12 protein-coding genes are annotated in these 12,344 nt (G+C 54.4%); 9 read left to right on the top strand and 3 right to left on the bottom strand.

The genetic code is table 11. The features are described from left to right. Positions 1-108: 108 nt before the first annotated feature. Positions 109-1,266, bottom strand: a complete 1,158-nt coding sequence (locus tag AC5M9B_RS02565) for a sugar transporter (RefSeq protein ID WP_487648210.1) — start codon at positions 1,264-1,266, stop codon at positions 109-111. A gap of 135 nt (positions 1,267-1,401) precedes the next feature. Here AC5M9B_RS02565 and AC5M9B_RS02570 point away from each other — a divergent pair, with 135 nt between their 5' ends. The 4 genes from AC5M9B_RS02570 to AC5M9B_RS02585 all read left to right on the top strand — a co-directional run bounded on the left by AC5M9B_RS02570 (position 1,402) and on the right by AC5M9B_RS02585 (position 4,395). Continuing rightward, positions 1,402-1,779, top strand: a complete 378-nt coding sequence (locus AC5M9B_RS02570) for a hypothetical protein (protein ID WP_070540610.1) — start codon at positions 1,402-1,404, stop codon at positions 1,777-1,779. A gap of 132 nt (positions 1,780-1,911) precedes the next feature. Further along, positions 1,912-3,162, top strand: coding sequence for a serine hydroxymethyltransferase (gene glyA, locus AC5M9B_RS02575; protein WP_070540608.1), 1,251 nt, complete (start codon positions 1,912-1,914; stop codon positions 3,160-3,162). Between the two features lie 163 nt (positions 3,163-3,325). Next, a complete protein-coding gene (gene hemF, locus AC5M9B_RS02580) occupies positions 3,326-4,231 on the top strand; it encodes an oxygen-dependent coproporphyrinogen oxidase (protein WP_146736511.1) in 906 nt (301 codons plus the stop codon). After that, the gene (locus AC5M9B_RS02585; protein WP_168165589.1) at positions 4,231-4,395 is read left to right on the top strand and encodes a hypothetical protein; all 165 of its coding nucleotides are present in this window, start codon (positions 4,231-4,233) and stop codon (positions 4,393-4,395) included. The genes hemF and AC5M9B_RS02585 overlap by 1 nt, the downstream gene beginning before the upstream one ends. A 68-nt stretch (positions 4,396-4,463) precedes the next feature. Here AC5M9B_RS02585 and tpx read toward each other — a convergent pair whose 3' ends face one another. Further along, positions 4,464-4,958, bottom strand: coding sequence for a thiol peroxidase (tpx, locus tag AC5M9B_RS02590; protein ID WP_455007669.1), 495 nt, complete (start codon positions 4,956-4,958; stop codon positions 4,464-4,466). Between the two features lie 152 nt (positions 4,959-5,110). Continuing rightward, a complete protein-coding gene (locus AC5M9B_RS02595; protein WP_455007670.1) occupies positions 5,111-5,485 on the bottom strand; it encodes an Mth938-like domain-containing protein in 375 nt (124 codons plus the stop codon). A 242-nt stretch (positions 5,486-5,727) separates the two neighbouring features. On the opposite strand from AC5M9B_RS02595, the gene AC5M9B_RS02600 reads away from it, so the two are divergent. From AC5M9B_RS02600 to AC5M9B_RS02620, 5 genes are all read left to right on the top strand, one after another. Further along, entirely contained in the window at positions 5,728-7,035 is a 1,308-nt protein-coding gene (locus AC5M9B_RS02600; RefSeq protein WP_455007671.1) for a homoserine dehydrogenase, read from the top strand. Then, positions 7,028-7,462: a hypothetical protein gene (locus tag AC5M9B_RS02605; protein ID WP_003778151.1), complete on the top strand. Its 435-nt coding sequence runs from the start codon at positions 7,028-7,030 to the stop codon at positions 7,460-7,462. The genes AC5M9B_RS02600 and AC5M9B_RS02605 overlap by 8 nt, the downstream gene beginning before the upstream one ends. Before the next feature lie 142 nt (positions 7,463-7,604). Beyond that, positions 7,605-8,438 (top strand): KPN_02809 family neutral zinc metallopeptidase, encoded by an 834-nt coding sequence (gene ypfJ / locus AC5M9B_RS02610; protein ID WP_455007672.1) that lies wholly within the window; start codon positions 7,605-7,607, stop codon positions 8,436-8,438. Positions 8,439-8,558: 120 nt separating this feature from the next. Next, positions 8,559-9,941 (top strand): phosphomannomutase/phosphoglucomutase, encoded by a 1,383-nt coding sequence (locus tag AC5M9B_RS02615; protein ID WP_455007673.1) that lies wholly within the window; start codon positions 8,559-8,561, stop codon positions 9,939-9,941. A gap of 513 nt (positions 9,942-10,454) precedes the next feature. Further along, complete coding sequence (locus AC5M9B_RS02620; RefSeq protein WP_019271381.1) at positions 10,455-12,227, top strand: assimilatory sulfite reductase (NADPH) flavoprotein subunit; 1,773 nt, start codon at positions 10,455-10,457, stop codon at positions 12,225-12,227. The last annotated feature ends 117 nt before the right edge of the window (positions 12,228-12,344 follow it).

Genomic DNA, 12,344 nt, shown 5'->3' on the forward strand with positions numbered 1-12,344 from the left:
GGGGCATTTGGGTAAAATCAGGAGTAATTAGGAGCGGAAATAGACGAAAACCTGTGTTTGGGTTTCGGCTGTCGGGGAAAGGGCTTTTTTGCAAAGGTCTCAACCCCCTTATTTCCGCATTTCAACCAACATCCGACACACGCCTAATCCTGCCGCTGCCAAGATCGCGGCGACAAAGCCGATGTTGGAAATGCCTGCCCAGACGGTAACGTAATGTCCCAAAAGCGCGCCGCCGCCGATGCCGACGTTGTAGAGGCCTGAGTAAATCGAGTTGGCTACATCCGTCGCATCCGAGGCAAAGTCCAATACTTTGGAGACCATGCCGAGGCTCAAGACGACGATGGCGATACCCCAGACAAACACCAGCGCGTAAACGGCTATCGGGTAAGCGGCAAGGGGCAGCAGGCAGAGCGTTGAAGCCATGATGACGGATACCGAGGTCATCAGGAATGTGCGCTGGTGTTTGGCAAACCATTTGCCGAACAGATACGACGCGGCAAACCCCGCCAGCCCGTACAGGCTCAAGACGATGGTTACTTGTTCGGGCGCGAAGCCGCCGGCTTGCAGGACGAAGGGTTCGATATAGCTGTATGCCGTAAAGTGGGCGGTAATCAGGAGGACGGTCAGCGCGTAGAGCAGCATGAGGTTTTTACGCTTGAGCAATCCGGGCAGGCTTTTGAGCGAACCTGTGTTCACGCTGAGCAACAGCGGCAGGTTTTTCGCCAATATGCCCATGACCGCTGCCGCGCAAAGTCCGATAAGCAAAAAGCTGAACTGCCAGCTTGAGTGTTGCCCGATAACGCGCCCCAGCGGGATGCCCGCCACCATCGCCATGACCGTCCCCGTACTGAGCAGCCCCAAAGCCTGATTGCCTTTACCCTGCGGCGCGACACGTACCGCCAGCGAGGCGGTAATCGACCAAAACACGGCGTGCGTCAGGGCGATGCCGATGCGGCTGATGAGCAGGATTTCGAAACTTCGGGCGAAATAGGAAACGATGTGGCTGAGGGTAAAGAACGCGAAGAGGATGAGCAGCAGCTTTCGGCGTTCGATGTTTTTCGTTGCCAGCATCAGCGGCAGCGACAGCAGCGCGACAATCCAGGCATACACGGTAATCATGATGCCGACTTCGGTCGGCGGCATATTGAAGGTCGCGCCGATGTCGCTCAATAGGGCAATCGGGATATATTCGGTGGTGTTGAAAATGAATGCGCCAACTGCCAGGGCGATGACGCTTAGCCATTGCTTGTTTGTGTTTGCTGACATTGGGGTTTCCCTTTTTATATTTGTCTTCAAAAATTTATCGATTTTGTAATTATACTACTTTCAGATGACCTTCCTACTGCGACGACACAAAATTCCGCCCTAGACGCTCCCGCATCATCGGCATACAATCTTTGCATGAACACCAAACGCCCCAAGCTCTCCCATTTTGCCCATATTTACGGCATGAACGGGCAATTCATCCTGTTGGAACAGCATTCCGAGTGGATGCCGGTCAACGATGCCGACTACGACAATGCGCCTGCATTGCCGGAGGGGTTCGTGTTTGCGGATGAAGCGTTCTATACGACCGACGGCAGCGTGCCGCCGCTCATCCTGCCCGACAACATCAAAATCTTCAACGAAGAAGCGCGCAAACTCGAACGCCGCAGGCTCGATGCGCTGGCTTTGGAAGAGTTGGGCAAAAACCTCGCCGCCGCCCAAGCCGAGACCGACCTCGAAGCCCTGCTTGAAAAAATCGAATTTCATTTGAAACAAGACAATCTGTTCAAATAAAACTTTTCAGACGACCCTCCAAGCAGCAAAGGTGTCGTCTGAAAGATAAAATCGTTGACAATCCAAACCGATTTGGTACATTGTTCAACACTTATCAATCCCCGTTTCCCAACCGACAAAGGAGTCGAGAAGATGTTTTCAAAAAGCGTCAACCTAGCCCAATATGATCCGGAGCTGGCAGCCGCCATTGCCCAAGAAGACCAACGCCAGCAAGACCACGTCGAACTGATTGCTTCCGAAAACTACGTCAGTTGCGCCGTGATGGAGGCACAAGGTTCGCAATTGACCAACAAATACGCCGAAGGCTACCCCGGCAAACGCTACTACGGCGGCTGCGAATACGTCGATATCGTCGAACAGCTGGCAATCGACCGCGTCAAAGAACTCTTCGGTGCAGAATACGCCAACGTCCAACCCCATTCCGGCTCCCAAGCCAATCAAGCCGTGTACGCCTCCGTCCTCAAACCCGGCGACACCATCCTCGGCATGAGCCTCGCCCACGGCGGACACCTGACCCACGGTGCCAGCGTCAACATTTCCGGCAAACTCTACAACGCCATTACCTACGGCTTGGATGAAAACGAAGTCCTCGATTACGCCGAAGTCGAACGCCTCGCGCTCGAACACAAACCCAAAATGATCGTTGCCGGCGCATCTGCCTACGCACTGCAAATCGACTGGGCGAAATTCCGCGAAATCGCCGACAAAGTCGGTGCCTACCTTTTCGTCGATATGGCGCACTACGCAGGTCTGATTGCCGGCGGCGAATACCCCAACCCCGTCCCATTCTGCGACTTCGTGACCACCACCACCCACAAAACCCTGCGCGGCCCGCGCGGCGGCGTGATTTTGTGCCGCGACAACACGCATGAAAAAGCGTTGAACTCTTCCATCTTCCCAAGCCTGCAAGGCGGCCCGCTGATGCACGTCATCGCCGCCAAAGCCGTTGCGTTCAAAGAAGCCCTGCAACCCGAGTTCAAAGAATACGCGAAACAGGTGAAAATCAACGCCGCAGCGATGGCGGAAGAATTGGTCAAACGCGGTTTGCGCATCGTTTCCGGCCGCACCGAAAGCCACGTTTTCCTCGTTGACCTGCAACCGATGAAAATCACCGGCAAAGCCGCCGAAGCCGCATTGGGCAAAGCAAACATCACCGTCAACAAAAACGCCATTCCGAATGACCCGGAAAAACCGTTCGTTACCTCCGGTATCCGCATCGGCTCCGCCGCCATGACCACGCGCGGCTTTAACGAAGCCGACGCCCGAGTCCTCGCCAACCTCGTTGCCGATGTTTTGGCAAATCCTGAAGACGAAGCGAATTTGGCAAACGTCCGCAAACAAATCACCGCGCTTTGCGACAAATATCCCGTTTACGGCGCGTAATCGGCTTGCCCGTTTAAGCATCTTGTCACACGGAAAGGTCGTCTGAAAATCTTGAAAAAGGGTTTTCAGACGACCTTATTTGTTCATTTCAGACTACAATACCGAATTAAATTCTCTCATCAACCCGACGAACTCCGTCTCATCATAAAAGCAAGGAATACCCATGCATACCGAAGCCGTTTTAACCGTATTGAAAAACCTGCAAAACCAAATCTGCACCGCGCTTGAGCAAGAAGACGGCGGGGCGGTGTTTGCGCGTGAAGAATGGACGGGCAAGTTGGGCGTGGGCGAAACCCGCGTATTGAAAAACGGCGCGGTATTCGAGCAGGCGGGCGTGAATTTTTCGCATGTGAAGGGCAGTAAAATGCCCGTTTCGGCAACGGCGCACCGCCCTGAACTGGCGGGCGCGGCGTTTGAGGCGATGGGCGTGTCGCTGGTGATTCATCCGAAAAATCCGTATGTACCGACCAGCCATGCGAACGTGCGCTTTTTTATCGCGTATCCGGAAGGCGGCGAGCCTGTGTGGTGGTTCGGCGGCGGCTTTGATTTGACGCCGTTTTATCCGTTTGAAGAAGATATTTTGCATTGGCACACGGTCGCGCGGGACGTGTGCGCGCCGTTTGGGGAAGCGGTTTATCCCGAGTTCAAAAAATGGTGCGACGAGTATTTTTACCTGAAACACCGCGGCGAAACGCGCGGCGTGGGCGGTTTGTTTTTCGACGATTTGAACCGCTGGAATTTCGACACCTGCCTGAATTTCATCAAGGCGGTCGGCGAAGGCTACATCGAAGCGTATTTGCCGATTGTGGCGAAACGCAAAAACACGCCGTACGGCGAACGCGAACGCGATTTCCAGCTTTACCGGCGCGGGCGTTATGTGGAATTTAATTTGGTTTGGGACAGGGGTACGCTGTTCGGCCTGCAAAGCGGCGGGCGCACGGAAAGTATTTTGATGTCTATGCCGCCTTTGGTGCGTTTCGAGTATCAATACGCGCCGGAAGAAGGTTCGCCCGAAGCGCGGCTGAACGAGTTTCTCACCGCCCGCGACTGGCTCTCGGAGATGCAATAATGGCGGATAAACAAAAGCCCGACGCCCATCCTTCGGATAAATTCATCCTTGCCATGATTGTCATGGCGGTGTTCCTGGTGATCATCATCGGCAGCGGATTTATCGCCGTAGAATATTTCAAGGCGCATCCCGAAGTGTTTGAATTGAAGCCGCCTGCAAAATAGTTTAGGAAGAAAGACAAAAGGTCGTCTGAAACTTTTCAGACGACCTTTTTCAGCTTTAAAACCCTGGTTTACAAAACAGCCAAAGCCGCGTCGTAATTAGGCTCGTTGGCAATTTCAGCAACCAGTTCGCTGTGCAGGACTTTGTCGTTTTCGTCCAAAACCACAACGGCACGCGCAGTCAGTCCGCGCAACGGGCTGTCGGTCAGGGTGACGCCGTAATCGGCGGCAAAGCTGCTGCGGAATGTGGACAGGTTTACCACATTGTTCAAACCTTCCGCGCCGCAGAAACGGGCTTGGGCAAACGGCAGGTCGGCTGAAATGCACAATACGACCGCGTTGTCCAAAGAAGACGCGCGTTGGTTAAAGGTACGCACGGATTGGGCGCACACGCCGGTATCGATGCTCGGGAAAATGTTCAACACTTTGCGCTTGCCCGCAAAGTCCGCCAAAGTTTTGTCGGACAGATCAGCAGCGGTCAGACTGAACGCAGGCGCGGTTTGACCGACGGCGGGCAGGTCGCCGGAAGTGTTGACAGGGTTGTCGTGGAAGGTAATTTGAGCCATAAGGATTTCCTTTTTTAGGTTGACGAAAAATATTGACGAGGATAGAAGGTTTTTATCTATTTGCCAAGTGATACATAATTAAAGGCAATATGCTCAAATCAGGTCGTCTGAAAATTTTCAGACGACCTATTTTACATGCAGCGGATGCCCGTTCATACCCACAGCCAAGCCCAAACGCTGCGTCCTTCGCCTTGCAGCAAGACCAGCGTTCGGCAGGCGGAGGCTGTGTTCATACATTCCAGCCCGATGCCGTGTGCGGCAAGTTCGGCGGCGATTTTCAGGTGGAGAAACTGCTGCTTCTCTCCTGTGCCGATGATGATGACTTCGGGCAAACCGTCCGACTCGGAGGTCGTCTGAAACAGGTCGGCGGCAGTCAGTTCGGACGGCGTTTGCACGTTCATTGCTTCGATTTTGCCGTTGCGCCAGATGATGGGTGTGGTGTAGGTTTTGCCGCCCGCTTCGATTGCGCCCGCCCGATAAGCGGTCAGGCTTAGGGTTTCATCGGTTTTGTTTTCTTCAATCAGCATTTTTCTTCCGTTTCTTTCTCGGCTTGATATATCAATTTCAAACAGGCTTGCCGCCCTTTCGCCGCGTTCCGTAAAAAAGGTGCAAAATCAGGCAATTTCAGGTAGGATGGGCGACTTTAGCCTGCGCCTTCCGCCCTTGCAAAATCAGCATTATATCAATCTGCGGCGGCGGTGCGTTTCGGGCTTTCTGAATTTCTGTTTTTACTTTTTGATTTAAGAGAATCGGCTCACAAGGAGGCACAATGAAGCCAGTAAACATCGGTCTTTTAGGTTTAGGTACGGTTGGCGGCGGTACGGCTGCCGTGTTGCAGGACAATGCGGCGGAAATCAGCCGCCGTTTGGGACGCGAAGTGCGCATCAGTGCCGTATGCGACTTGAGCGAAGAAAAAGCCCGCCAAATCTGCCCGTCCGCAGCCTTCGTCAAAGACCCGTTCGAACTGGTCGCGCGTGAAGACGTCGATGTCGTCGTCGAATTGTTCGGCGGTACCGGCATCGCCAAAGATGCCGTGTTGAAAGCCATTGAAAACGGCAAACACATCGTTACCGCCAACAAAAAACTGCTCGCCGAATACGGCAACGAAATCTTCCCGCTAGCGGAAGAAAAAAACGTCATGGTGCAATTTGAAGCGGCTGTGGCAGGCGGCATCCCGATTATCAAAGCCCTGCGCGAAGGCCTCGCCGCCAACCGCATCCGCAGCATCGCCGGCATCATCAACGGCACCAGCAACTTCATCCTCTCCGAAATGCGTGAAAAAGGCAGCGCGTTTGCCGACGTATTGAAAGAAGCACAAGCATTGGGCTACGCCGAAGCCGATCCGACCTTCGACATCGAAGGCAACGACGCAGGCCACAAAATTACCATCATGAGCGCGCTGGCATTCGGTACGCCGATGAACTTCCCCGCCTGCTACCTCGAAGGCATCAGCAAACTCGACAGCCGCGACATCAAATACGCCGAAGAACTCGGCTACCGCATCAAACTTTTGGGCATTACCCGCAAAACCGACAAAGGCATCGAATTGCGCGTCCATCCGACCCTGATCCCCGAAAGCCGCCTCTTGGCAAACGTCAACGGCGTGATGAACGCCGTGCGCGTCAACGCCGATATGGTCGGCGAAACCTTATATTACGGCGCAGGCGCGGGCGCATTGCCGACCGCTTCCGCCGTGGTCGCCGACATCATCGACATCGCCCGCCTGATTGAAGCCGATATCGACCACCGCGTGCCGCATCTGGCGTTCCAGCCCGCCCAAGTCCAAGCGCAAACCATCCTGCCTATGGACGAAATCACCAGCAGCTACTACCTGCGCGTCCAAGCCAAAGACGAACCGGGCACGCTGGGGCAAATCGCCGCGCTTTTGGCAAAAGAAAACGTGTCCATCGAAGCCTTAATCCAAAAAGGCGTGATCGACCAAACCACCGCCGAAATCGTGATTCTGACCCACAGCACGGTCGAGAAAAACATCAAGCGCGCCATTGCCGCCATCGAAGCATTAAGCTGCGTGGAGAAACCGATCACCATGATCCGCATGGAAAGCCTGCATGACTGAGCCGAAAAACGAAATGTCCGCCGAAGAGCAGGCCGCGGCGCGTAAAAAAGCGAAAGCCAAAATCCGCACCATCCGCATTTGGGCGTGGGTCATTTTGGCGCTGCTCGCCGCGACCGCCCTGCTCTCCCAATGCGCCATGTCCAAACCGCAGGCAAAGCAGAACATCTTTGAGTCTTGCGTGAAAAACATCCCCTTTGCCGAAAAATGGCAAAACGATTTGAAAGAAAGGGGCTTGGATTCAAACAACAGCAAACTCGCCACCGATTACTGCACCTGTATGTGGGACAAGCCTTTGGACAAACTTTCCGAAGAGCAAATCCGTTCATTGGGCAAACTCAGCCCGCAAGAACAGCTCGACCTGCTCGGCGGCGCGCAAGCGTTTGAAGATCGCGACAGGCAGTGTGTGGCAGGTTTGAAGGCGGAATAATCCGGCTTTGACATGGCAAAAAGGTCGTCTGAAAAAACTCCGTTTGGTGTTTTCAGACGACCTTTTCTCATATAGGCAGGCATCACTCCGCCCCTTCACGGTATAATCAGCCCATATCACTTCACAACAAGGAACACACAAGATGGATTGGAAAGGACGCGAACAGAGTCAAAACGTAGAAGACCGACGCGGCAGCAGCGGTGGAGGCGGGAAAGCGCCCGGCATCCTCGGCATCATCGTCGTTTTGGTCGGCGCTTATTACGGCGTCGATTTGAGCGGCTTGGTCGGCACGCCTTCCATGGGTCCAGGCTCGACCCAAACTTCCCAGCTCAAGCCTCAGGAAGAAGCCGAGTTGAACGAACTCGCCCGCGTCGTCCTCGCCGATACAGAAAAAGCTTGGGGAAGCTATTTCAAGCAACACGGACAAAATTACACCCCGACCACGCTGGTGTTATACAACGGCGGTACATCCACCGCCTGCGGCATGGGTCAATCGGCGATGGGTCCATTTTACTGCCCGGGCGACCAAAAAGTCTATCTCGACTTAGACTTTTATAGAGATATGCAGACCAAACTCAACTCCGCCAGCGATGCTGCGTTTGCCTACGTCATCGCACACGAAGTCGGACACCACGTTCAAAAACTGCTCGGCATCCTGCCCAAAGTCCACAAAATACAGCAGCAGGTCGGCAAAAAAGAAGCCAATGCCCTTTCCGTCAAACTCGAATTGCAGGCAGACTGTTTCGCGGGCATTTGGGGGCATTACGCCGTCAACAATAATATCTTCAAAGCCGAAGACATCACCAAAGCCATGCTGGCTGCCGAATCCGTCGGCGACGACCGCCTGCAGAAAGAGGGGCAGGGCTATGTCGTTCCCGACAGCTTTACACACGGCTCGTCCGAACAGCGCATGGCATGGCTCAAACGCGGTTTGGACAGCGGCGACATCAACCAATGCAACACTTTCGGTAACTGATTGAAACCGCAGTAAATGTTATTTGATGTAACCTCCAAAGGTCGTCTGAAAGCCTTCAGACGACCTTTGCCTATGTTAGAATAAGCCCGTTTTCCATTCACAATCACAAAGGAAACCATCATGGCAAATATTGCCCGCGACATCTTCAAAGCCTACGACATCCGAGGCATTGTCGGCAAAACCCTGACCAACGAAGCCGCCTACCTTATCGGCAAAGCCATCGCCACCCGAGCCGCCGAAAAAGGCATCACCCGCATCGCACTCGGACGCGACGGACGCTTGAGCGGTCCCGAATTGATGGAACACATCCAACGCGGCTTTACCGACAGCGGCATTGACGTCCTCAATGTCGGCATGGTCGCCACCCCCATGCTTTATTTCGCCGCCATCAACGAATGCGGTGGCAGCGGCGTGATGATTACCGGCAGCCACAACCCCCCCGATTACAACGGCTTCAAAATGATGCTCGGCGGCGACACCCTCGCAGGCGAAGCCATCCAAGAGTTGCTCGCCCTGATTGAAGCCGACAAACTGACCGCTTCCGATAAAAAAGGCAGCGTAACCGAAAAAGACATCTCCGGCGAATACCACAACCACATCGTCGGCCACGTCAAACTCAAACGCCCCATGAAAATCGCCATCGACGCGGGCAACGGCGTAGGCGGCGCATTCGCAGGCAAACTCTACAAAGGTTTGGGCAACGAAGTGACCGAACTTTTCTGCGAAGTGGACGGCACTTTCCCCAACCACCATCCCGACCCTTCCAAACCGAAAAACCTGCAAGATTTGATTGCCGCACTGAAAAACAGCGACGCCGAAATCGGCTTGGCTTTTGACGGCGATGCCGACCGCTTGGGCGTCGTGACCAAAGACGGCAACATTATTTATCCCGACCGCCAACTCATGCTGTTCGCCCAAGACGTTTTGAGCCGCAACCCCGGCGCGAAAGTCATCTTCGACGTCAAATCCACCCGTCTGCTGGCTCCGTGGATTAAAGAACACGGCGGCGAACCCGTCATGGAAAAAACCGGTCACAGCTTCATCAAGTCCGCCATGAAAAAAACCGGCGCGCTGGTTGCCGGCGAAATGAGCGGACACGTCTTCTTCAAAGAACGCTGGTTCGGCTTCGACGACGGTCTGTATGCCGGCGCGCGCCTCTTGGAAATCCTGTCTGCCTTCGACAATCCGTCTGAAGTCTTGAACAGCCTGCCGCAAAGCATTTCCACGCCCGAACTCAACATCGACCTGCCCGAAGGCAGCAACGGCCATCAGGTTATCGACGAACTCGCCGCCAAAGCCAAGTTCTACGGTGCGACCGAAATCATCACCATCGACGGCCTGCGCGTAGAATTCCCCGACGGCTTCGGTCTGATGCGCGCTTCCAATACCACGCCGATTTTGGTGTTGCGCTTCGAGGCGGATTCCGACGAAGCCATCGAGCGGATTCAAAACCAGTTCAAAGCCGTCATCGAAAGCAATCCCGCGCTGAAATGGCCGCTGTAAACGGTTAACGCTTTAAAGCTCAAAAAGGTCGTCTGAAAACGAGTATTGTACGTTTTCAGACGACCTTTTCTATCTGTCCATACAAAATTCAGCTTTATTTCAACCCCTTCAAATACCCGCCGCCTTTGCAGGAATATTCTGCGCAATCCGAATCATCGGCTATTTTGCAGGCTTGGTCGCAGTATTTTTTGCTTTCTCCAAACCGTCGGCAGCGATACGCAATAAAACCACCAATTTCATTGAAAAAAATTTCTTATCTATTCATGTTTTGCCAATCCGAAAGATGATAGCCATATCGTCTGAAATCCAACCCCATCACCATTTCTCTCCCCCTCTCCCAATCCAGAATATAACGAAATCGCATTAAATTAAAACCAAGCATTCTTTCCGTTTTTCAGACGACCTGTTTACAGTATCGCCACTGTTTTCAGAAAAATCACCATTCAACCAAACAATTAAAGCCGCGCAGGCAAACGTTCTGCCTCAAGCAGCCGTCCGCACAAAGGAACCGACATGACCCCAGCCAACCCGCTTCCCATCGAACTTTCCGCACAACTCGCCGCCCTCTCGCCTACACAACTCGCTTGGCTTTCCGGCTACTGCTGGGCGCAAAGTCAAGGCGCAGCGGGCAGTTTGGGTGTTTCCGCCGCTCTCGCCGTTGCAGCCCCCGCGCGACGCGTGTTGGTCTTATCAGCCTCGCAAACGGGTAATGCGCGCGGCGTTGCCGAATCTTTACACGCTAAACTTAAAGCCGCCGGTGTCGAAGCCGTGTTGAGCAGCGCGGGGGACTTCAAAAGCAAAACCCTGCCCGATGAAGACATCGTGTTGTTGGTAACGTCCACACAAGGCGAGGGCGAGCCGCCCGAAGAAGCGCTGCCGCTGTATAAATTCGTCTTCGGCAAAAAGGCCCCCGATTTGGGCAAACTCACTTTCGCCGTTTTAGGTTTGGGCGATTCCTCCTATCCCAATTTCTGCCAAGCGGGCAAGGACTTTGACGCCAAATTCGCCGAACTGGGCGCACGTCGTCTGAACGACTTGGGCATCTGCGATTTAGAGTTTCAAAGCGCTGCCGATGCTTGGGTCAAAGCCGTTGTCCCCAAAGTTGCCGAGCTTGCTGCCCAAGCTGCTGCGCCTACCGCCACACCAGCCACAAACCAAACCGCTGGCACTGTCTATACCAAAGACAAACCCTATACCGCCACCCTGTCCGTCCGCCAAAAAATCACGTCCCGTTCCGCCGAGAAAGACGTGGAACACATCGAAATCGACCTGTCCGGCTCCGGACTGCACTATCAAGCAGGTGACGCATTGGGCGTACTCCCGCTCAACGATTCGGCTTTGGTTCAAGAAATCCTCGATTTGCACCAATTAAGCGGAGAAGAAAAAGTCCGACTTTCAGACGACCTCGAAACCGACATCCGCACCGCCCTGACCGAGTCCGCAGACATCACGCAAAACACGCCGGCACTCGTGCAGCAGTACGCCGAATTGTCCGGCAGCGAAGCACTCAAAACCACAGCCTCCGACAAAACCCGCTTGGACGCCTACCTCGCCGCCACCCCGCCCGTCGGCGTCTTCACCGCCCACCCCCATCCGTTGGACGCACAAACCCTGTTCCAACTGTTCCGCCCGCAAACTCCGCGCCTTTACTCCATCGCCTCCGCACAAGACGAAGTGGGCGAAGAAGTACACCTGACCGTCGGCGTCGTCCGCTTCGAACACCACGGCAGCACCTACACCGGCGCAGCCTCAGGCTATCTGGGCGAACGCCTTGAAGAAGGCGGCGAAGTACGCGTCTTCGTCGAACCCAACCCCAACTTCCGCCTGCCCGCCGACGGCAACACCCCCGTCATCATGATAGGCGCAGGTACAGGCATCGCCCCCTTCCGCGCCTTCATGCAGCAACGCGCCGCCAACGGCGACAGTGGCAAAAACTGGCTCATCTTCGGCAACCAACGCCTCACCGACGACTTCCTCTACCAGCTTGAATGGAGCGACTACCGCAAAGACGGCATCCTCACCCGCGCCGACTTGGCATGGAGCAGACAAGGCGAACACAAAGTCTATGTCCAACACAAAATCGCCGAACACGCCGCCGAAGTTTGGAACTGGCTGCAACAAGGCGCACACCTCTACGTCTGCGGCGACGCCACCCGCATGGCACGCGACGTAGAAACCGCCCTGCTCGACGTCATCGAAACCCAAGGCAAACTCAGTCGCGACGATGCCGAAGACTATCTCAACGAAATGCGCGAAGACAAACGCTACCAACGCGACGTTTATTGATACCTGCCCAAACAAAAGGTCGTCTGAAAAGCCCAAATCAGGTTTTCAGACGACCTTGGATTCGGATTTCAAGTGCAACACTATGGTACTAGTGGTTTGAACAGATTCAAGAATAAA

It is taken from the genome of Neisseria flava, assembly GCF_982712965.1.